The following is a 20,143-nucleotide window of genomic DNA, read 5'->3' as shown; positions in this document are numbered from 1 at the left end:
CCCCCGCCCGATCCGGGCGGGGGCCGCACTGTCGGCAGGGCCCGGCGGAGCTCGGCAGGGCTCAGCAGGGGACGGCGCCTCCGCACTGGCAGGGGCCGCCGCTCTGGCAGCCGCATGGACAGCTCGGCCCGCACGAGCAGTTGGCCGCGCGCGGTGTCGGGACGGCCGCCCGGCGGCCGGTCGCGTAGAGGTGGCCCGGTGGGGCCGTCGGAGGAACAGGCTGCTCGGGAATCACGGTGGAGCTCCCTTCCCTGGTGCGCCGTTTCGGTCCCGAGTCAACTCCAGGGCCCGTCGGCCGTCAACGTCCCTGTTGCACATGGGGTTTGGGGTGGCGCAAGGGAATGCAGAATGGTGGGCCAGGGTGAATGCCGGGCGCGCGGCGTCCGTGCGTTCGGCGAAGCAAACGGCTCGGCACGTCCGGCAAGGAGTCCGCGATGACCTCCAGGTTCAGATTCGGGGCACGAACGGCAGGGGGCACACGCCCGGCGAGCGGGACAGGGCTTCCGGCCGTTCCGCTCGCGGCGGGGCTGCTCACCGCGACCGTCGCGCTGTACATGGCGCTCGTCGCCTTCGGCAACATCACCGACTTCGACACCAATCGGCAGTTCGTCCGGCACGTCCTCGCGATGGACACCACATTCAAGGACCCGGACCTGATGTGGCGGGCCATCACTTCCGGCACTGTGCAGGACATCGCGTACGTCCTGATCATCATCTGGGAGACCGTGGCGGCCCTGGTGCTGATCGCCGGGGCCGCCACCTGGCTGGGCGGGATCCGGCGGCGTTCGGGGGTGGGACGGGCCCGGCGGCTGAGCACCGCGGGCCTCTTGATGGTGCTGGTGCTGTTCGGCGCCGGATTCATAGCGGTCGGCGGCGAGTGGTTCGCGATGTGGCAGTCCAAGTCCTGGAACGGACTCGACGCGGCCGCCCGCAACTTCATGATGGCCGGCCTCGTCCTGGTGGTCGTCCATCTGCCGGGCAGCGACGCACCGTCGGACTGACTGGGCCGCCGACCGGGCGGCGCCGCCGCACCGAGTCGCCCGCCGACACCGCCCGGCCAGGTCGCGCGTCAACGCCCCCGGCGGGAAGCGGTCACCAGCCACCGCAGAGAAGGTGCATAATGCATGTGTAGCCCTTCGCGCGTCCCCCGTCGCGAAGGGCTACACCTGCGTGCAACGGCCGCTCGCCGTGGGCGCGCAAAGCGCGCAGGGCACAGCGGCCACCCGAGCAAGGAACTCCCCTCGTGGCTCCTTGTCCGTGTTTTTTCGAGTTAACAGTGACGTAGATTGTTTCCGCAAGTCCGAGGCGTAATAACGGAACAAGATGCTCCGGTTTATTGCCGCCGACCGTGGCCGACAGGCTCCCCGTCCGCCGGGCTCCTCCACCAAGGTCGGTTAAAGTACGGATCCGTTGACCGAATCGAACATCACGCATCGTCGGACAGCGCACGAGCGGCGGACGTGGACGTGGGGACCCTGATGGACAACGGCGAAGAACACACGCCCGACCTGACGACGCTCCGGCAGAAGGTCGAGTACATGGTCGAGAAGACCTTTCCGGGAGAGAAGATCTCCGGCCGGGTCTTCGCCGATCTCGTCAAGGAGCGGGGCGGCTCGCTCTCGCATAGCTACTTCTCCAACATCCTCGCCGGCAAGGTCACCAACCCCTCGGAAGAGATCCTCAAGGCGCTCGGGCTCGGCTTCGGCGTGGACTGGCGCTTCTTCAAGGACGAGTCCGAGGTGGTCGACGACGTGGTCGCCGGCCTCCAGTTCCTCGCCAAGCGGCGCACGGGAGAGATCAGCGGGCTGGCCGGCCGCGGGATCGACGACGACGGACTCGATCCGGAATTGCTCCAGTTCGTCCTCTCCCTCCTTGAGGACAACAAGGACAACAAGGAGAGCAAGGGCGGGAAGGTCGGGAAAGGCGGCAGTGCGAGCAAGGACGCATGAGGCGGCGCCCCCGAAGCCGCCCGCCGGCGGGCGGGTCCCGGTAGTGGCCCCCGCGTGCTGTAGCGGTCCCCGCGTGTTCATGACGATTGGCTAAGATCGCAGATCGCCTGTCACACACGCGTGACTACGATCAAGAGGTCTCCATGTCCCTGCGCGAGCTGCGGAAAGAATGCGAAGCCGGACTGGCGGATCTGCCGATCCCGGCCCCGTTCAGCATTCCGGGTCTCGTGGCGAACATGGAGAAGGCCCGGGGCCGAACCATCGTGCTGCACGAGCTGCCCGACCGGCTCGCCCGGGTGAACGCCGCCTGCGGCCTGCGGCTCAAGTCGGGCGCCACCAGCTTCGTGCTGTACCGGCGTCGCCCCACCGCCTACCAGACCCAGCACGTCATCCTGCACGAGCTGTGCCACGAGTGGTTCGACCATGGCACGACGCTCAACGCGGACCAACTGCGCCAGCTCCTCCCCGTGTTCAACACTTCCCTGATCAACCGCGTGCTCACCTCCGACGAGCCCGCCGTACGCCCGGCGGCGAACGAACCCGCCGCACGCCCCGCGACGACCGAGCCCGCCACTCCCCACGAGGCGGAGGCGGACGGTCTGCCGCCCCTGGTGACCGAGGCGCTGCGCTCCGGTGGCCCCATCCAGGCACGCGCCCAGTACGACACCCATGACGAGCGGATCGCCGAGTTCGGCGCCTCGCTGATCCCCCGCATGGCCCTCGACGTGACGAGCGACGACATGATGGGGCGGCTCGCCAACTCCCTGTCCCGGCCCGTCGCGCACCGGCGCCGCGGCTTCTTCCGCCGCTCCTGGCCGTGACCTCCTCGCACTTCGTCCCCTCCGTCCCCCCGCCCCGTCCCCCGAGGAACTGCCGTGACCGCGCTTGACCTTGCCGGCTATCTCATAGCCGGCCTGATGACTGCCGTCGCCCTGTGGCGCATGCCCGCGGCGCTGTGGGGCGACGAGGAGGACAGACGCAGACGCGCCCTGTGGGGCTGCTACGCCGGCTTCGCGCTCGCCCTGTGGACCAAGACGAAGGTCGTGCGGATCGGGCTCAACAACAGCCCCGTCGTCGACCTCGCCGTACTGATCAAGCACTACACGGCGACGGTCGCGATCCTCGCGATCCTCAGCTACATCGTCGCCATCTACGGGCACTTCCCGGAGGGCGGGGTCGTCCCCCGGCACGTACGGTTCGCGCGGTTGATCCAGCAGGTGGCGGCCAAGGCGTCCATCGCCACGCTGATCCTGCTGACCGTGCTCTTCTTCACCGTGGTCGACCGCTCGTACGCCTCGGACCGGTTCGTCTCCGACCATGCCGGACAGTGGGGCGCCACGCTCTACATGAGCGTGTTCTACCTGTACTTGGGCGCCGCGTCCGCCGTCTGCGCCTATCAGTGGGCGCTCGCCACCGCCGGGGCCGGGGCCCGCCATCTGCGCATCGGCCTCGGCATGATGACGTTCGCGATGTTCATCGGCGTCGGTTACACGGTCAGCCGGACCCTGTTCCTGTGGATCAGCGTCGCCGACCGGCCGAGCCCGGCGTTCGCCCTGAAGTTCGACGAGATCACCGAGGCGGCCCAGGTCGTCCTGTTCGCGTTCTTCGCGCTCGGCGCCTCCGTCCCCGCGTTCAGCAAGGGCTGGCGCCGGGTCCGGCTGTGGCGGGCCCAGGTCCGGCTGCACCCGCTGTGGCGCGAGCTGATGACGGCCTTCCCCGACCAGCCCTTCGAGCCCCCGGCCTCGCTCCGCCGCGAGCTGACCCGGTTCGACACTCCGGCGGACCTGCGGATCGACCGGTGGGCGGCGGACATCGCGGACGCCGTCGAGAAGCTGCGCCACTACGTGCCGGACGGGCTGCTCCCCGCCGCCCAGCGGGCCGCGGCCGACGACAGCCCGTCCGCGGAGAGCGCCGGGCCACTGGCCGAGGCGTACTGGATCAAGGCGGCGCTCGCCGCCAAGGCCGACGGCACGGCCGCGGGTGACGCCGCGGCCGTCGCGACCAAGCACGCCACCGACCAGGACGGCGAAGTCGCCTGGCTGGTACGGGTGGCGGACGCCTATCTGAACGTCAGCGGCGAACGGGCCCGCGGCGTGCTGGACTCCCTGGAGAAGACCGCGTGAGCGACACCCTGACCGGTACCGAGAGCCGCAGGACGGTCACGGCCCGCACCATCACCGACGTACTGCAACCGCGCAACGTCCTGCTCGCCGGAATGCTCGGGATCGGGCTCGCCGCGGCCGGCGAGTGGACCGGACTGCTGTGGGGACTGCTCGGCGCGCTGTGCGCGGGGCTCGTACCGGCCGGATACATCGAGTGGGAACGCAAGCGCGGCACCTGGGGCGACCGGCACGTCGTCGACCGCACCAAGCGGGCGCCGATCTTCTTCGTCATCCTCGGTTCGATCGGCGCGGGTTCGGTCGTCATGGTCCTCGGCCATGCCCCGACCGGCATCCTGGCCGCGATGCTCGCCCTGTGGGTGATGACGATCTTCCTGCTCGCCGTGAACACGGTCTGGAAGATCTCGGTGGACTCCGCCGTCGCATCGGCAGTGGTCGCGCTGCTCGCGGTGGTCCACTCCCCGTGGTGGCTGCTGGCGTACGCGGTGACCGTCGCAGTGTGCTGGTCGCGAGTGGCCCTCAGCTACCACACCGTCATGCAGACGGTGGCGGGCGGCGCCCTCGGGGCGGCCACTTCGGCCGCGTTCCTGTTCGTGTGACGGTCTCGTTCTGCGGGGGTCGTCTACGGCCCCTTCAGCTGACGGTGTGTCAGTTCGCTCCGCGGCGGGCGTACCGGCCCGGCGCGGTCCCCACCACCCGCTTGAAGTGGCGGGTCAGATGGGACTGGTCGTAGAACCCGGTGGCACGGGCCACGTCACCGGCCGGGCGCCCCTCCAGGAGCAGACCGCGGGCCCGGTCGACGCGGCGGGCCGTCAGATACTGATGCGGCGCGATCCCGAACTCCGCGGTGAAGGCGCGCACCAGATGCGTCGGATGGGCGTGGACGAGGCCGGCGGCCTCCTCAAGGGTGATGCCGTCGACGACCCGCGCGTCCAGGAGTTCGCGCAGGTTCCGCGCGATCGAACGACCCGGCGCGCTCGGGCCGCCGGGGCCGTTCGTGAGCCGGGGGCTCAGATGCCCGCGCAACCGCTCGGCGATGAACGCGAGCCGGCTCTCGGCCTCCAGCTCCTCCCCGCGATGCGCGAGGGCCGTGTGCAGTCGGCCGATCCTGTGCCGCAGGACGGAGTCCACGAGATCGGGCCCGTCGACCGCGGGGGCGATGAGACTGTCGTCGAGCTGGGCCCGGTCCAGGTAGACCACGCGCTTGCGGAAGCCCCCGGCGGTGGCCGGGGAGCCGTTGTGCGGCACGTCCGGCGGCAGCAGGCTCACCACGTGTCCCGGGGTGCCGTGCTCATGGCGGTCCAGGTCGTAGCGGACCGCGCCGTCGTCGACGATCAACAGCGTCCAGCTGTCGTGGACGTGCATGGGGTAGGAGTGCTCGGTGAACCGGGCGTGGAAGACCTCCACGACCCCGGCGACCCTGGGGCGCCAGGCGGAGATCTCCTGTTCGGCGGTCATGCAAGGAACGTACAAGACCGGGCCCGGGCGGGTCCGGCAGTCTCATTCCATGACATCGGACAGCGCCACCCCCGTACGTTTCGACACCAGGATCGCGGTACTGCTCCGCGACGACCTCCAGACCTGGCAGCGGCTCAATGTGACGGCTTTCCTGGTCAGCGGTCTGGGTACCGAGCTGCCCGAGACGATCGGCGAGCCGTATGCCGATGCCGACGGCACCGGGTATCTGCCCTTGTTCCGCCAGCCGGTCCTCGTGTTCGAGGGCGGCAAGGAAGTACTGAAGACGGCCCACTCCCGCGCCCTCAGCCGTGACCTCCCCCGAGCGGTGTTCATCGGCGACATGTTCAGGACGGGCCATGACGCCGACAACCGGGCCGCCGTGCGGGCCGTCCACGGCGCCGACCTCGATCTGGTCGGGCTCGCCGTCTACGGGCCCCGCAACGCGGTCGACAAGGTGCTCAAGGGGGCACGCATGCACCCCTGAACAGGCGCTCGCGCCAGGGTGCGCCGGGAGGGGTTCAGGGGAAGCGCACGGTCACGGTGAGACCACCGTCCGGGTTCGCCACGGCCGTGGCCTCGCCGCCGTGGGCACGTGCGATGGACGCGACGAGCGCGAGGCCGAGCCCGGCGCCCTCGCCCGGGGCGTGCCGGCGCTCGTTGAGCCGGCGGAACGGCTCGAAGAGGTCCGCCACCGCCTCCTGCGGCACGACGGGCCCGGTGTTCGTGATCCGGAGCGAACGGCCGGCCGCCACCAGACTCAGGTGAAGGCTGCCGCCGCGGTGGTTGTAGCGGAGCGCGTTGCCGATGAGGTTGCGGATCAGATGGGTGAGCAGCACCGGGTCGCCCTCGACGCTGAGCGGCTCCAGGGCGGTGGTGAGGCTGATGCCCCGTCCGTCCGCCTCGTCGTGGTGCTCCTCGGCGACGGCGGTGACGCTCGCGTCGAGCGCCACCGGTTCGCGGTGTTCCAGGCCCTGGTCGGAAGCGGCGAGCAGCAGGAGGGACTCGATCAAGTGCTCGCTGTTGTCGGCCACTTGGAGGAGTTCGTCGCGGATCCATCTGATCCGTTCCGGATCGGGATCGACCAGGCCGATCTCGGCGGCGGCCCGCTGCACGGCGAGCGGGGTCCGCAGTTCGTGCGCGGCGTTCGCGGCGAACCGCCGCTGTGCACCCACTAGTTGCTCGATTCTGCCCAGCATCTGGTCGAAGGTGTCGGCGAGTTGCTTCAGTTCGCCCGGCGGACCCTTGAGGTCGATGCGCTGGTGGAGGTTCTCGCCGGACAGCTTGCGTGCGGTGGCGGTGATGAGCCCGACCGGGCGCAGCACCCGGCCCGCCATCCACCAGGCGAGCACGACGGAGAGCACGGCGAAGACGGCGAGGGCGATGCCGGAGACCGTCATCAGACGGTTGAGGGTGGTGGCCGCGACGACCTCGACGACCTGGGTCCTGGCGTGCTTGCCCGCCTGCTCGGCGGGCACGAGGTCACCGGGTGGACTGGCCGAGGACCGCGGTACCGTCTGCCCGCCGGGCACGACCCCGGTGACCGCGCTCCCGATGCGGTTGTCCAGGCCGTACTGGACGCATGCGTAGATCACACCGACCAGGACGCAGCCGGCGAGCAGCAGCAGTCCCCCGTACAGGGCGGTCAGCCGGGCCCGCTCGGTTGCGGGTACGAGCCGGCGGATCATCGCCCGGCCCGCCGGGCCTCGTCCGGAGTGCGCGCGATGCGGTATCCGGCGCCGGGGACGGTGTCGATGACGGGTGGGTCACCGAGTTTGGCGCGCAGCCGGCTGAGGGCGACCCGGACCGGATTGGTGTCGTACCCGGCGTGCTCCTCCCAGACCTGCTCGATCAGGTCCTCGCCGCTGACCACCCCGCCGTCGGCCCGCATCAGGGTTTCCAGCACGGCGAACTCCTTTCGGGTCAGGGCGAGTTGACGGCCGTGACGGCGGGCCTGGCGGCGGGCGGTGTCGAGGACGATGCCGGCCCGTTCGATGACCGGTGGCAGCGCGGGCCGGGTGCGGCGGCCGAGCGCGAGGACCCGGGCCAGGAGTTCGTCGTACGCGAACGGCTTGGTCAGGTAGTCGTCGGCGCCGAGCCCGAGGCCCTCCACCCGGTCGTGTACGGCGCCCGAGGCGGTGAGCATGAGCACCCGGGTGAGCAGCCCCTCGGCCACCACCGTGCGGCACACCTCGTCGCCGTGCAGGCCGGGCAGGTCACGGTCGAGCACGAGGACGTCGTACGCACCGAGCTGGAGCTTGCGGAGCCCGCTGAGTCCGTCGAGGGCCACGTCCACCGCGATGGCATCGCGGCGCAGCCCCTCCGCGATCATCGTGGCCAGGAACGCCTCGTCTTCGACTACCAGTACGCGCATGCCCCCTGTCTACCGGAAACGGACCTTTCGCCGTTGTTACGCGGGCCGCGCCCGGAGCCGTGCGGCCTGGTGCCAGGGGCCGCAGGGCCCGCGCCCCGAGCTGTGGCCCCGAGCGGTGTCCCCGAGCGGTGTCCCCGAGCTGTAAGGGAAACGAAACAGCGGGTTCCTGGACGCTCTCCCCGGCCGCTCTTCGGCGGCCGGTCGCGCGCAGCCGTGCCGTGGCCACGCATGTCCGCGAGGAGAGAAACGATGAGGAACCACCGGCTCACCCTGGTCCTGGCAACCGGGATGGCGGGGCTCGCACTGTTCGCGACCGGCTGCTCCGGATCGTCGGGAGGGGACTCGGGGAAGGACTCGGGCACGTCCGGCAGCGGTTCGGGCGGCGATGCGTCCGGCGCCGACAAGGCCCAGGCGCTGCGCGGCTGTCTGCGCAAGCAGGGCATGGACGTGCCCGACCTCAAGCCGGGCGAGAACCCGAACGCCCAGGTGCTCTCGCCGCCGCAGGGCACCTCGGCGGACAAGTGGAACAAGGCGCTCAACGCGTGCGGGTCCGGCGTCCAGGGCGGCGACGGCTCCGGCGCCCCGGACCCCAAGCAGCAGGACCAGGCCGTCAAGATCGCCCAGTGTCTGCGGGGCAAGGGCTTCGACATGCCCGACCCGAAGGTCGAGGGCAACCACAGCAGCGGCTTCAAGATTCCTTCGGGGGCGGACCCGGACAAGTTCATGAAGGCCCTCAACGAGTGCGCCGCATGAGGCGCCGGACCATGATCGCGGCGGTGGTGGCGGTGGCGGCCGTCGCGGGCGGCGGATTCGCCGTCACGGGACTGGCCCAGCCCGAAGCCAAGGACTCCGCGCAGCAGCGGACCGGACTCCCGGCCGCCACCGCTCCCATCGAGCAGGGTGACCTGGTGAGCAGCACCAGCGTCGACGGCACGCTCGGCTACTCGCGCGAGAGCAAGATCAACGCCGGCGCGGCCGGCACCCTCACCTGGATCGCGAGCGGCGGGTCGAGCGTCAAGCGGGACGGCAGGCTGTACGCGGTCGACGGCAACGACGTACGCCTGATGTACGGGACCGAGCCCATGTACCGGGTGCTCAAGAGCGGTGACCAGGGCACCGACGTGCGGCAGTTGAAGGCGAACCTGAGGGCGCTCGGCTACGGGGACGGGCTCGCCGACGACGAGAAGTTCACGCCCGGCACCGCGGATGCGGTCAAGCGCTGGCAGAAGGCGCACGGACTGACCCGGAGCGGGCAGGTGGGGCCCGAGCAGATCGCGTTCGCCACCGGCCCGGTCCGGGTGCAGAGCGCGGACGCCGCGGTGGGCGACCGCGCCGCACCCGGGCAGAAGCTCCTGACGACCACCAGTTCCGACCGGGTCGTGCAGCTCCAGCTGAAGGTGTCGGACGCGGCGCTCGCCAAGGACGGCGGCAAGGTCCAGGTGGAGCTGCCGGACGGCACCACCGCGTCCGGCACGGTGTCGTCGGTCGGCTCGACCGCGAAGGCGGGTGACGACCCCAACGACAAGACGCCCCGGATCGCCGTGACCGTCACCTTCGACGATCCGGGCCGGGTCAAGGGGATCGACAAGTCCCCCGCGACCGTGAAGCTCAGCGGCGAGATCCGCAGAAACGTCCTCAGCGTGCCGGTCGGGGCGCTGCTCGCGCTCGACGACGGGGCGTTCGGGGTGCAGGTGGTGGAGGACGGGAAGGCGCGCGAGGTCAAGGTGGAACTCGGCATGTTCGCGCAGGGCCGCGTGGAGATATCCGGCGCGGGGCTGCGCTCGGGGCTGCGGGTCGGGGTGCCCTCGACATGAGCACTGCCACTCTCATCGAACCGCCGGCGTTCGAGCCGCCCGTGGTCCGGCTGTCCGGGGTCACCAAGGAGTATCCGGGCGGGGTCGCCGCGCTGCGCGGGGTGGATCTCACCGTGGAGCGGGGTGAGCTGCTCGCGATCGTCGGCCCGTCCGGCTCGGGCAAGTCCACCCTGCTGCACATCGTCGGCACCCTCGATCTGCCGACCGCCGGGTCGGTCACCATCGCGGGGCACGACGCGGCCGCCCTGAGCGACCGCCGGCTGTCGGCGCTGCGGGCCCAGCACATCGGCTTCGTGTTCCAGGCGTTCCACCTCGTCCCGGGCATGAGCGCCCAGGACAACGTGGCGGAGGGGCTCCTCTACTCCGGCCTTCCGCGCGCGGAGCGCCGCAAGCGGGCGGCCCGCGCACTGGAGCGGGTCGGGCTCGGCGACCGCATGAAGCACCGGCCGCACGAACTGTCCGGCGGGCAGAAACAGCGGGTGGCCATCGCCCGGGCCGTGGTCGGCGAGCCTGATCTGCTGCTGGCGGACGAGCCGACGGGCGCGCTCGACTCGGCGTCCGGGGAGGCGGTGATGGAGCTCATCCACGAACTCAACCAGGAGGGCGCGACCATCGCCGTGATCACCCACGACACGGAGATCGCCGCCCGGCTGCCGCGCCAAGTGCGGATCCGGGACGGCCGGGTGGTCGAGGACAGCGGTCCCCGCGGTCCGCTCGGCTCGGGTCGGGGCGCGCCCGGCGCCGCGGAGGGCTGCGGCCCGGAGACGGCGCCGCTGCCCGGGGAGGTCCGATGAGCGGGCGGCCGGTGCTCAGGCCGGCCCGGCTCGGCCCGCGGGACATCCTGCACACCGGCGCCTCGGGGATGCGCAGCCGGCCGATGCGGGTGGTGCTCTCGGCGCTCGGCATCGCGATCGGCATCGCCACGATGATCGCGGTGGTGGGAATCTCGGCGTCCAGCAAGGAACAGCTGCTCCGCGAGCTCGACAAGCTCGGCACCAACATGCTGGTCGTGACCCCGGGTACGGATCTGCTCACCGGGAAGTCGGTGCCGATGCCGAAGGACGCGGCGGGGCGGGTGGCGCGGATCACGGGAGTGCAGCACGTCGGCGCCACGGGCTCGGTGCCCGCCACCGTGCGCCGCTCGGAGAAGATCCCCGACACCATCACGGGCGGCATCCAGGTCCAGGCCGCCACCGATGAGCTCCTCACCACCCTGCGCGGCACGATGCGTACCGGTACCTTCCTCAACTCCGCGACCGGGAAGTACCCGTCGGTGGTCCTCGGAGATGTGGCGGCGGGGCGACTGGGGATCACCTCACCCGGCCAGCGGGTGTTCATCGGCGGCCAGTACTTCACCGTGCTCGGCATCCTCGACCCGCTGCCGCTGGCACCCGACATCGCGCGCTCGGCACTGGTCGGCTGGGACGTGGCGACCGGCCGTCTCGGTTTCGACGGCCGTCCCACGGCCGTCTACGAGCGCTCCGCCGACGCCTCGGTCGACCGCGTCCACGATCTGATCCCGCGCACCGTCTCGCCTCGGACACCGCGCGACGTCGGCGTCAGCGACCCGTCCGCCGGCCTTCAGGCGAAGGCCGCCACCGAGGGCGCGTTCAGCAGCCTGCTGCTCGGGCTCGGCGGGGTCGCCCTCCTGGTCGGCGGCGTCGGCGTGGCCAACACCATGATCATCTCGGTTCTGGAACGACGCTACGAGATCGGTCTGCGCCGGTCCATCGGCGCGACCCGGGGCCAGATCAGGGGCCAGTTCGTCACCGAGTCGCTGCTTCTGTCGGGGCTGGGCGGGGCCGCGGGGATCGTGCTGGGCGGGGCGGCGACGGCGGTGTACGCGGTGTCGAGCGGCATCCCGTGGGTGATCCCGGCATGGGCGGTCGCGGGCGGCTTCGGCGCGACGCTGGCGATCGGCACGGTAGCCGGGCTCTACCCCGCGGTCCGGGCGTCGCGCCTGTCCCCGACCCTCGCGCTGCACTCCGCCTGAGCATCGTCACGCCTGCGCGGGCCGGGCCCGGATCCACGGATTCGGGCCCGGCCCGCGTGTGCGGTCACCGGCCGGGCCGTTGGTGAGGTATCCGACACTCGACACACCGGTCCACACGGAATGCGCGCGCCCCCTGCCTGGTTGTCCCCGCGTACGGCCGGGGCGGTACCGGCCCGGGGAACGCACACGGAGAACGGAAGACACAGCCATGGGTGAGTTGATCCTCGTACGTCACGGGGAGACCGAATGGTCGCGCTCGGGACAGCACACGAGCTACACCGACCTGCCGCTCACGGCGCACGGCGAAGAGCAGGCCCGCGCGGTCGCACCGCTGCTCGCCGACCGGCCCATCGGCCTCGCCCTGGTCAGCCCGCTCCAACGAGCCCTGCACACCGCCGAGTTGGCCGGTCTCAAGAACGCCCGCATCACCCCCGATCTGCACGAGTGGGACTACGGCGGCTACGAGGGCATCACCACGGACGAGATCCACCGCACCCGACCCGACTGGGACCTGTGGACCGACGGCGTGGCCCCCGGCCCGGCGGACCACCCCGGCGAGAGCCCGGCCGAGGTCGGCGCACGAGCCGACCGGGTGCTGGCCGAGGCGGACGCGGCCCTGCGGGCGAGCGAGGACGACGTCGTCCTCATCGCGCACTCGCACTTCCTGCGGGCCCTGACGGCCCGCTATCTGGGCCTGCCCGCCTCCGGCGGTGCCCTGTTCGTCCTCGACACGGGCGCCCTGTCCCGGCTCGGCCGCGAACACGGCCGCCCGGTGCTCACCGCGTGGAACACGGTGATCGAGCCCACCGCGAACTGAACGCCGCGGCGGCACGCCCCTTCGGTGGCGCGCCCTCCGGTGGCGTCGGCCCTCAGGCCGGCGCCACCGCCTCGTGGGCCCTGCTCAGCGCCAGGGCCGCGAGGGCCTCGGGCGCTCCCGCCTGGCCGCGTATGCCGGGAAAGGCGTTGATGTCCACGATCAGCGGCCCACCCTCCCGTGTCGCTATGACGTCCACCCCATAGACGTCGAGGTCGAAGGCCTCGCCGACCTGCACTGCCAACTCGGCCCATCCCGAAGGCAGTTGACCGAGCTTGAGGGGCCGGGTGGGACCCCGGCCCCCCGGGGAGAGTTCCGAGCGCCGCAGCGCGGCGAAAACCGTCCCCGCTATCACCCAGAGCTTGTGGTCGTCCCCGTTGTTCGCCGCGAACTCCTGGGTCACCACGGGCTCATCGGCCCAGGCCGCAGTCAACTCGGCCAGCCCCCTCCGGCTGTCGACCCGCGCCACCAGGTCGTGCCGTCGGCTGTGCCGACTCTTCACCACGAGCGGCGCGAGCGGCTCCGCACCGGCCGCCAGCTCCGCCAGCGAGTCGTGGGTACGGGTCGCCGAGAACGGCAGCCGCGCCTCCCGGGCCCGCTCCGCCATAGCCGTACGGTCCTGGCACAGGGCGGTGGCAGCCGCGGAGTTGACCACTGGGGCGCCCCGGGACTCCAGCTCACGGGCGAGGGAGAGCGCGCGCGGCGTGCGCGACTTCAGCAGATAGACGTCCGCCGGCCGGTCCAAACTGTCGGGACGCGTCGTCTCCGGGTGGAGCGCGACCACCCGGTGCTCGCGCCGGAGCAGTTCCGTGGTGGCGGCGAGCAGCGGATGGTCCGGCTCAGGCGTGATGAGCCCGACCGTGGTGGTGCCGCTCACCGGCCCTCGACCGCCGCCGACGACCGCACGGCCGGCACCCCGGGGGTCGGCACGCCGCCCCCGAAAGGCTGCTCCGGTATGCGTCCCGCGCCGGACACACCGGGGACGAACGCGGCAGCCGCCACCTCGCTGCCCGTGCGGGCCAGTTCGAGCACCGCGCGGGCCACCTTCGCGGCCGCGTCCGGGACCTGGCGGAAGCTCGGGAAGTCGTTCACATCGACGACCACCGGACCGTCCGGACCGAGCAGCACATCGACGCCGTACAGGTCGAGCCCGTAGACCGCACCCACCTGGTCGACGATGGCGGCCACTTCCGCGGGCAGCGGAACGTGCCGTTCGCGAACGCCCTGGTCGGGATGGAGCGGGGAGCGGCGCTCGGTGGCGTACAACTCCCCGCCCACGCAGTACACCTTGAGGTCGATGCCCGAGTTGGGGACGTACGGCTGCGCGATGAGCATCCCCTCCCCGGCCAGGACGGGCAGCATCGCGGCCAGTCGTTCCGGCGACGGCACGAGGTGCACGGCCCGCCCCGAGCTGCCGTCGGCGGGCTTCACCACCAGCGGGTACTCGGACTCCGGTATCTCCATGAGCAGTTCGGGCCGGGCCGCCGCGTAGGTCATCGGCACCGGCAGGCCCCGGCTGCGCCCGATGGCCGAGGCGAGCGCCTTGTCCCGCACTCCGCGGATGGAGCGCACGTCGTTCACCGTGGTCAGGCCGACGGCGGCGGCGGCTTCGAGGAGCGGCAGCCCCGGGCCGCCGGAGACCGTCTTGAGCACCCAGGCGTCATGGCTGCCCGCCCGGACCGCCTCGGACATCCTCAGCAGCGAGCCGCCGGGGCGCACCACGTCGACCTGGTGCCCCCAGGAACCGAGTTGGCGGATCACCTCGACGGGCATGCCGTCATGGCGGTAGTGCTCTTCCACCAGGAAGCAGAGCCTCATCGACCTTCCCCGTAATGCCCGGACGTCCGCCGATCCCGTCCGGCGAGCTGTGACGTCACAGGATGTCATGAACTGGGGGCAGGTCGCCGCCCACCCCGGCCCGGTTGTCTTCCCCGTCGCAGCCGCCCCAGCACACTTCGTCGGACCGGCGCTCCCGCCTGCCGGAAGGATGGGCCCCCGGCGGCGGGAGCCGCCTCCGGCGCGTCTGTCGACAAGTCCCCCGGCGCCGGGCCCGCGTTGAGCGTAGGGCCCGCATCGAACGCGGGGCTCGGGGCCGGGCCTTGGTCCCGGGCGTCCGCGAGCGCCTCCACCAGGCGCAGCCGGCACCAGTCGATCTCGTCCGGTTCGTCCGCCAGGACCAGGGCGTCGATGACGCCGCGGGCGGTCGGCGACTCGGGGTGGACCCTGAAGGTCTCGGGGCACAGGCGTCTCAAATGGGCCCGTTCATAAGGGTCGGGCACGATGTGGGCGAGATGGGCGCTGTCGAGCGTGCCGGCGACCGCGGCAGCCAGCTCCCACTGGTCGTCGGTCTGGCGTGCCAGCATCGCGATCCTGCGGGCCCGCCAGTTGCGCGGCCGCCAGTCCTGGTCTCGGTCCGGCTCCGGATGGCGTCCGCCGAGCAACTCCGGTCGGCGCAGCGCCAGTTCGACCAGCTCGTCGGCCAGGTAGAGCCAGACCACGGCCCGGTACCGGTTGAGATAGCAGCGCACGGGAGCGAACCGGCCCGCGCGGGCGAGCCTGGTGAAGCGGCCGGGCGCGATGCCGAGCAATTCGGCGCCCTCCGCCGTGCCGACGGTCCGCACCCGTTCGCGCAGGCCTTCGGGAAAGCCCTCTGCTGCCCTCAGCCGGGCCACCTCGCGCGCGGTCACGCGGCGGTGTCCGCGACCCGGACCCGGGACGGTGCGGATGTGGCCGAGTTGGACGGCCAGCTCGAACTCGGCCCGCTTGAGCTCCAGTTCCCGCGCGGCGACGCCCGGTGCGAGCGGTGGGCCGGCCGGCGCCGCCGCACCCGCGACGGCTGCGGGTACGACGGCGTTCTTGGTGGTGACGGTGGTGACGGTGGTGAAGACGGTCATCGGATCCTCCCCCGTGAGGAACGAGTACGCGAGAGACGAATACTCTCGGTGACGACCGTAACGCGCCGTGCCGACATCCCGCTCGGCCTGTGGATAACTCCGCTCCGGCGCCCGACGGACTCAAGTCCGTCCTGGGACTGGCCGGTTCAGGCGGTCAGAGCCCGGTCGTCCCGAAATCGCCCGGCTGCCGCGCCGCGACCGAGAGGTGCTCGCCGACCCGGTTCACCAGCAGGGTCATCTCGTACGCGATCTGGCCGATGTCGGCATCGGCGGAGCTGAGCACGCACAGACAGCTGCCGTCGCCCGCCGCGGTCACGAACAGGACCCCCTCGTCGAACTCGACCATGGTCTGGCGGACCTTGCCGGCCCGGAAGTGCAGTCCGGAGCCCTTGGCAAGACTGTGCAGACCCGAGGAGACCGCCGCCAGATGTTCCGCGTCCTCGCGCAGGAGGTCCGCGCTCGCGGCGGTGACCAGGCCGTCGTTGGAGAGTACGATCGCGTGCCGCACGTGCTCGACCCGCCGGGTCAGGTCGTCGAGCAACCAGTCGAGTTCCTTGTTCAGTGCCATGTCAGGCCTCCCCGATCCATGCGGTTCCCCGTGTCCCCGTTCTCCTGCCACCCTTCACCACTGGCGCGCCCCGGGCAAGCGGTGCCCGGCTCCGGCAAGTCGCGCGGCGGAGCGGGCCGGGACCTCAGCCGACCGAGTCGAGCAGGCGCGCGGTGTGCACGCGCCCGGCGTACTCCACGAGCCGGATCAGCACCTCCTTCCCGGAGTCGCGGTCCCGGGCGTCGCACAGCACCACGGGGGTGCCGCGGTCCAGGTCCAGCGCCGCCGAGACATCCGCGGCTCCGTGGGCGCGGGTCCCCGCGAAGCAGTTGACGGCGACGACGAACGGGATACGACGGTGCTCGAAGTAGTCGACCGCCGGGAAACAGTCCTGAAGGCGGCGGGTGTCGGCGAGGACGACCGCGCCGAGCGCGCCTTGGGAGAGTTCGTCCCACAGGAACCAGAAACGATCCTGCCCCGGTGTGCCGAAGAGGTACAGGGACAGGCCCGAGCGGATGGTGATGCGGCCGAAGTCCATGGCGACGGTCGTCGTGGTCTTCTGGTCCACGCCACCGGTGTCGTCGACCGACTCCCCCGCCTCGCTGAGGAGTTCCTCGGTGCGCAGCGGCCGGATCTCGCTGACCGCTCCGACGAGGGTGGTCTTGCCGACGCCGAAGCCGCCCGCGACAAGGATCTTCAGCGCGAGGGCGGGCGTGGGGTCACAGGGCTCGGAGGCCATCGATCACTTCTCTCAGGATGATCTCGTCGGGCAGCTGCGCGGGCGGTACGGGCCGGCTGACGGCCACGTGACCGGATTCGAGCAGGTCCCCGACGAGGACGCGGACGACACCGACGGGCAGGTCGGCGTCGGCGGCGAGTTCGGCGACGGACTGGGTCTCCTTGCGGCACAGGGCGAGCAGTGCCCGGTGTTCGGGCCCGAGGAGGGCTTCGCCGTCGGGCTCGGGCCCGCGCGGTACGGCGAGCGTGACGAGTGCGATCAGGTCGAGGCGCACACCGCTGGGTCCCGGCGCGGTGCGGCCCCCGGTCATGGCGTACGGGCGGACCAGCGGCCCCGCGTCGGCGTCGTACCAGTGGCCCGGCCGGTACGCGGGGCCTTCCGGCCGGTGCTCGGTCATGGGATGGGCGTGCCTTTCCGGTCAGCCGGCGGCCGGCGGGCGCACGGCGTGCCGCGGCGGCGTACAGAGGTGCTCGCCGACCCGTTTCACCAGGCGCGCCATCTCGTACGCGATGAGCCCGATGTCGGTGGTGAGCGAGGAGAGTACGGCGAGGCAGGAGCCGTCTCCCGCGGCCGCGACGAACAGGAAGCCGTCGTCCATCTCGACCATCGTCTGGCGCACCGTGCCGACCTGGAAGTGGCGTCCGGCTCCTTTGGCGAGGCTGTGGAACCCGGAGGCCACCGCGGCGAGGTGTTCGGCGTCCTCGCGGGTCAGGGCGCTGGAGGCGCCCACGGCCAGGCCGTCGTTGGACAGTACGACGGCATGCCGGACTTCGCCCACGCGCATGGCCAAGTCGTCGAGCAGCCAGTCGAGTTCACCCGAGCGCGTTCGGGGTCGCGCACGCGAGCCGGGGCCGGGTGCCGCTTCCGCGTGGTGCGGGGTGTCGGGCCTCTGGTGGTCGATCATGCGCGGTCTCCTTCGTCGGTGGGGCCGCCAACGAACCGGCTGGGGGCGGCGGTTGGGGTCGCGCGGCGGTCCGCTCCGCCGCGGGCCCAGCCGCCCATGTAGGCCGCCATGCGGTCCCGTGCCTGCTCGGGAGTGGGTGCGGCGGCGGCCGGGCCGGTATCGGGTCCGGCGGCGGGGGCCTCGCGCAGCTGCGGGGCGAGGCTGGCCTGGCGCACCCGGCGCGGGAGTCCGTCCTCGCCACCGTCCGGGGCGATGCCGCGGGCCCGCTGGCGCAAGGTGCTCACACCGGGCGGTGCCGCGGAGTCGGGCTCGGTGGCGGAGGGGGCGTGCTCGGCCACCAGAGCCGGTCGGGCCGGCACCGTCGAGGGCGGCCCGATGGGCCCACGGGGCGTCTCGATCGGTTCGCGGGACGTGTCGCTCGGCCGGCCGCCGCTCGGGACCGCGACCCCGTCGGGCCGCTCGATCGCCTCAACCGGATTTTGCAGGAGACCAGTTGGCAGGAGGACGACAGCGGTGGTGCCACCGTACGGCGAGGTGCGCAGCTGGACCTTGATGGTGTGGCGGGCGGCGAGGCGGCTGACGACGAAAAGGCCGAGACGGTCGCTGTCGAAGAGGTCGAGTGCCTCCGACTGCTCGATCCTGCGGTTGGCATCGTCGAGGACGCCGTCGCCCATGCCGAGCCCCCGGTCCTCGATTTCGAGTGCGTAGCCGTTGCCGACCGGCTCGCCGGTGACCCTCACCTTGGTGTGTGGTGGCGAGAACTGGGCGGCGTTCTCGATGAGTTCGGCGAGCAGGTGCGTGAGGTCGGCGACGGCGCCGCCGGTGACGGCGGCTTCGGGGAGCCGGCGTACTTCCACCCGGGCGTAGTCCTCGATCTCGGAGACGGCGGCCCGTACGACATTGGTGAGCGGGACGGGCACGCTCCAGGCGCGGCCGGGCGCGGCGCCGGACAGGATGATCAGGGACTCGGCGTGGCGACGCATGCGGGTGGTGAGATGGTCGAGGCGGAACAGGTCGCCGAGTTCGCCCGGGTCCTCGGCACGCCGCTCCATGCGGTCGAGCAGGCCCAGTTGGCGGTGCACGAGGACCTGGCTGCGGCGCGCGAGATGGACGAAGACGCCGGAGATGCCGCCGGCCAGTTCGGCGCGTTCGACGGCGGCTGAAAGGGCCGCCCGGTGAACGGTGCCCAGTGCCTCGCCGACCTGTGCGATCTCGTCCCGCGGGAGTGGTCCGAGCGGTGCCTCCGCTTCGATGTCGAGCTCTTCACCGGACCTCAACCTGCCCATGGCCGTGGGGAGTTTGCGGCGGGCGATCTCCAGTGCGCTGTTGCGCAGACTGATCAGTTCGACGACGAGCCCGCGTCCGATGCGTACGGAGATCACGAGCGATGCGGCGACGGCGGCCAGGCCGAACAGGACGGCCGCGCCGCCTGTGCTCAGCAGACCGCGGGTGAACGGGTCGGCGCGATCGGTGGCGGTCCGCGCCCCTGCGGCGCCGATGTCCCGCATGCCCTTGCGCACCGTGCCGACGACGGTGTCCCAGGCGGCGGGGTCCACGGCGCCGGCCGCCGCCCGCCCCGGTTCCGCGGCCTGAAGCCTGTCCTCGGCGGAGGTCAGCGCCGCGTACGCGCTCTGCCCGCTCAGCTGGGTCCAGGAGGCGCGCAGGGGTCCGGTGAGATCGGCGGTGGCGCTCTCGGTGAGGGTGCGGCGACTGTCGACGGCCCCGGTGAGGCGGCGCAGATGCTCGACGCTGAAGGTGTGGCCGGGCTGCGCGGCGGAGATCAGCGCGTCCTCGCGGGCGAGCATCTCGCCGGCCAGGTCGAACTCGTACAGGACGCGTGTCTGGGGGCCGAGCGCCGGGGCCTGGACACCCGCGAGCGCGCCGTCGACGTCGAAGCCCCCAGCGATGGCCTCGGTGTACCGCTGGTAGACGGCGTCCAAGGCGGCGCTCCGGTCGTGGACGCCGGTGCGCAGGGCGGGCAGTTTCCCCGCCCGGGCGACGAAGGCGCGCAGCCGGTCGGTCACGCTCGCCGGCACGCTCCCGGCATCGGCGACGGTGTGGTCCCGGTCGAGCCTGAGCCCCGCGAGGGCGGTGTCGGTGCGCTGGGCCCGCTGGTCGAGTTCGGCGGCACGGTCACTTGCCGGGTTCGCCAAGTACCCCACTGCGGCGGTCCGTTCGTCTTCAAGCGCTGTCACGGCGGCCATCAGTGGAGTGCGGATCTGTTCCTCGACGCGGCGTGCCTGACGCAGCGCGGACAGGTCCTGCGCCGTGGTGACGGTGGCGAAGCCCCACAGGGTGAGCAGCGAGACGACGGGCACCATGAGCAGGGAGACGATCTTGGCGCGAACGGTACGCGGCCTCAGCCGCCACAGGGCCTCGGTGTCCTGCGGCGCCGGGCGCTCACCGAAGGCGTGCTCGTCGGCGGCCGGCGGTCCTGCGTGGGCGCGTCGTCCACGGGTGCCCACCGGGTTCGGCGGCGCGGCGTCCGGGGCCTTGCGGGGTGTGCGCACGGATCTCCTCGCTCATGGATGCGGCCGGGT

22 protein-coding genes are annotated in these 20,143 nt (G+C 72.0%); 11 read left to right on the top strand and 11 right to left on the bottom strand.

All coding sequences use genetic code 11. From position 1 onward, the window contains the following. The first annotated feature begins 434 nt into the window (after positions 1 to 434). The 5 genes from CG740_RS03285 to CG740_RS03265 all read left to right on the top strand — a co-directional run bounded on the left by CG740_RS03285 (position 435) and on the right by CG740_RS03265 (position 4,668). A complete protein-coding gene (locus CG740_RS03285; RefSeq protein WP_100573321.1) occupies positions 435 to 1,001 on the top strand; it encodes a DUF2165 domain-containing protein in 567 nt (188 codons plus the stop codon). 477 nt (positions 1,002 to 1,478) lie between these two features. Continuing rightward, positions 1,479 to 1,949 carry a hypothetical protein gene (locus tag CG740_RS03280; protein WP_100573652.1) on the top strand — a complete coding sequence of 157 codons (471 nt, stop codon included), beginning with the start codon at positions 1,479 to 1,481 and terminating at the stop codon, positions 1,947 to 1,949. 143 nt (positions 1,950 to 2,092) lie between these two features. Beyond that, a complete protein-coding gene (locus CG740_RS03275; protein WP_100573320.1) occupies positions 2,093 to 2,770 on the top strand; it encodes a toxin in 678 nt (225 codons plus the stop codon). A gap of 54 nt (positions 2,771 to 2,824) precedes the next feature. Then, the gene (locus CG740_RS03270) at positions 2,825 to 4,072 is read left to right on the top strand and encodes an MAB_1171c family putative transporter (protein ID WP_100573319.1); all 1,248 of its coding nucleotides are present in this window, start codon (positions 2,825 to 2,827) and stop codon (positions 4,070 to 4,072) included. After that, a complete protein-coding gene (locus CG740_RS03265) occupies positions 4,069 to 4,668 on the top strand; it encodes a hypothetical protein (protein WP_234376021.1) in 600 nt (199 codons plus the stop codon). The genes CG740_RS03270 and CG740_RS03265 overlap by 4 nt, the downstream gene beginning before the upstream one ends. 49 nt (positions 4,669 to 4,717) lie before the next feature. Here CG740_RS03265 and CG740_RS03260 read toward each other — a convergent pair whose 3' ends face one another. Further along, positions 4,718 to 5,527, bottom strand: a complete 810-nt coding sequence (locus CG740_RS03260) for a helix-turn-helix transcriptional regulator (protein ID WP_100573318.1) — start codon at positions 5,525 to 5,527, stop codon at positions 4,718 to 4,720. Positions 5,528 to 5,576: 49 nt separating this feature from the next. Between CG740_RS03260 and CG740_RS03255 the strand changes: the two genes are divergently transcribed. Continuing rightward, positions 5,577 to 6,011: a DUF2000 domain-containing protein gene (locus CG740_RS03255; RefSeq protein ID WP_100573317.1), complete on the top strand. Its 435-nt coding sequence runs from the start codon at positions 5,577 to 5,579 to the stop codon at positions 6,009 to 6,011. Positions 6,012 to 6,045: 34 nt separating this feature from the next. Here CG740_RS03255 and CG740_RS03250 read toward each other — a convergent pair whose 3' ends face one another. Both CG740_RS03250 and CG740_RS03245 read right to left on the bottom strand, forming a co-directional pair. Continuing rightward, positions 6,046 to 7,212 (bottom strand): sensor histidine kinase, encoded by a 1,167-nt coding sequence (locus tag CG740_RS03250; protein WP_100573316.1) that lies wholly within the window; start codon positions 7,210 to 7,212, stop codon positions 6,046 to 6,048. Next, positions 7,209 to 7,898, bottom strand: a complete 690-nt coding sequence (locus tag CG740_RS03245) for a response regulator transcription factor (RefSeq protein WP_100573315.1) — start codon at positions 7,896 to 7,898, stop codon at positions 7,209 to 7,211. The genes CG740_RS03250 and CG740_RS03245 overlap by 4 nt, the downstream gene beginning before the upstream one ends. Positions 7,899 to 8,147: 249 nt before the next feature. On the opposite strand from CG740_RS03245, the gene CG740_RS03240 reads away from it, so the two are divergent. The 5 genes from CG740_RS03240 to CG740_RS03220 all read left to right on the top strand — a co-directional run bounded on the left by CG740_RS03240 (position 8,148) and on the right by CG740_RS03220 (position 12,522). Continuing rightward, positions 8,148 to 8,651, top strand: a complete 504-nt coding sequence (locus CG740_RS03240) for a hypothetical protein (protein ID WP_100573314.1) — start codon at positions 8,148 to 8,150, stop codon at positions 8,649 to 8,651. Then, complete coding sequence (locus CG740_RS03235) at positions 8,648 to 9,712, top strand: peptidoglycan-binding protein (RefSeq protein ID WP_100573650.1); 1,065 nt, start codon at positions 8,648 to 8,650, stop codon at positions 9,710 to 9,712. Before CG740_RS03240 ends, CG740_RS03235 begins: the two co-directional genes overlap by 4 nt. Then, the gene (locus CG740_RS03230) at positions 9,709 to 10,506 is read left to right on the top strand and encodes an ABC transporter ATP-binding protein (protein ID WP_100573313.1); all 798 of its coding nucleotides are present in this window, start codon (positions 9,709 to 9,711) and stop codon (positions 10,504 to 10,506) included. Before CG740_RS03235 ends, CG740_RS03230 begins: the two co-directional genes overlap by 4 nt. Beyond that, positions 10,503 to 11,705 carry an ABC transporter permease gene (locus CG740_RS03225; protein ID WP_100573312.1) on the top strand — a complete coding sequence of 401 codons (1,203 nt, stop codon included), beginning with the start codon at positions 10,503 to 10,505 and terminating at the stop codon, positions 11,703 to 11,705. The genes CG740_RS03230 and CG740_RS03225 overlap by 4 nt, the downstream gene beginning before the upstream one ends. Before the next feature lie 208 nt (positions 11,706 to 11,913). Further along, positions 11,914 to 12,522, top strand: coding sequence for a histidine phosphatase family protein (locus CG740_RS03220; protein WP_100573311.1), 609 nt, complete (start codon positions 11,914 to 11,916; stop codon positions 12,520 to 12,522). A 52-nt stretch (positions 12,523 to 12,574) separates the two neighbouring features. Here CG740_RS03220 and CG740_RS03215 read toward each other — a convergent pair whose 3' ends face one another. From CG740_RS03215 to CG740_RS03180, 8 genes are all read right to left on the bottom strand, one after another. Then, the gene (locus CG740_RS03215) at positions 12,575 to 13,396 is read right to left on the bottom strand and encodes an ATP-grasp domain-containing protein (RefSeq protein WP_100573310.1); all 822 of its coding nucleotides are present in this window, start codon (positions 13,394 to 13,396) and stop codon (positions 12,575 to 12,577) included. Continuing rightward, positions 13,393 to 14,337, bottom strand: coding sequence for an ATP-grasp domain-containing protein (locus CG740_RS03210; protein WP_100573309.1), 945 nt, complete (start codon positions 14,335 to 14,337; stop codon positions 13,393 to 13,395). The genes CG740_RS03215 and CG740_RS03210 overlap by 4 nt, the downstream gene beginning before the upstream one ends. A gap of 65 nt (positions 14,338 to 14,402) precedes the next feature. Continuing rightward, the gene (locus tag CG740_RS03205; protein WP_234376020.1) at positions 14,403 to 15,413 is read right to left on the bottom strand and encodes a DUF6397 family protein; all 1,011 of its coding nucleotides are present in this window, start codon (positions 15,411 to 15,413) and stop codon (positions 14,403 to 14,405) included. Positions 15,414 to 15,567: 154 nt separating this feature from the next. Beyond that, positions 15,568 to 15,981, bottom strand: coding sequence for a roadblock/LC7 domain-containing protein (locus CG740_RS03200; RefSeq protein ID WP_100573308.1), 414 nt, complete (start codon positions 15,979 to 15,981; stop codon positions 15,568 to 15,570). Positions 15,982 to 16,105: 124 nt separating this feature from the next. Further along, positions 16,106 to 16,699: a GTP-binding protein gene (locus CG740_RS03195; RefSeq protein ID WP_100573307.1), complete on the bottom strand. Its 594-nt coding sequence runs from the start codon at positions 16,697 to 16,699 to the stop codon at positions 16,106 to 16,108. Then, positions 16,680 to 17,096 carry a DUF742 domain-containing protein gene (locus CG740_RS03190; protein WP_100573306.1) on the bottom strand — a complete coding sequence of 139 codons (417 nt, stop codon included), beginning with the start codon at positions 17,094 to 17,096 and terminating at the stop codon, positions 16,680 to 16,682. Before CG740_RS03190 ends, CG740_RS03195 begins: the two co-directional genes overlap by 20 nt. A gap of 21 nt (positions 17,097 to 17,117) precedes the next feature. After that, entirely contained in the window at positions 17,118 to 17,603 is a 486-nt protein-coding gene (locus CG740_RS03185) for a roadblock/LC7 domain-containing protein (protein WP_100573305.1), read from the bottom strand. Then, the gene (locus CG740_RS03180) at positions 17,600 to 20,113 is read right to left on the bottom strand and encodes a sensor histidine kinase (protein ID WP_199846304.1); all 2,514 of its coding nucleotides are present in this window, start codon (positions 20,111 to 20,113) and stop codon (positions 17,600 to 17,602) included. The genes CG740_RS03185 and CG740_RS03180 overlap by 4 nt, the downstream gene beginning before the upstream one ends. Between the last annotated feature and the right edge of the window lie 30 nt (positions 20,114 to 20,143).

The organism is Streptomyces sp. CB01201, assembly GCF_002803085.1.
Taxonomy (GTDB): domain Bacteria; phylum Actinomycetota; class Actinomycetes; order Streptomycetales; family Streptomycetaceae; genus Streptomyces; species Streptomyces hundungensis.
Note: the sequence above shows the minus strand (reverse complement) of the source record. Positions and strands in the feature narration are given on the sequence as shown.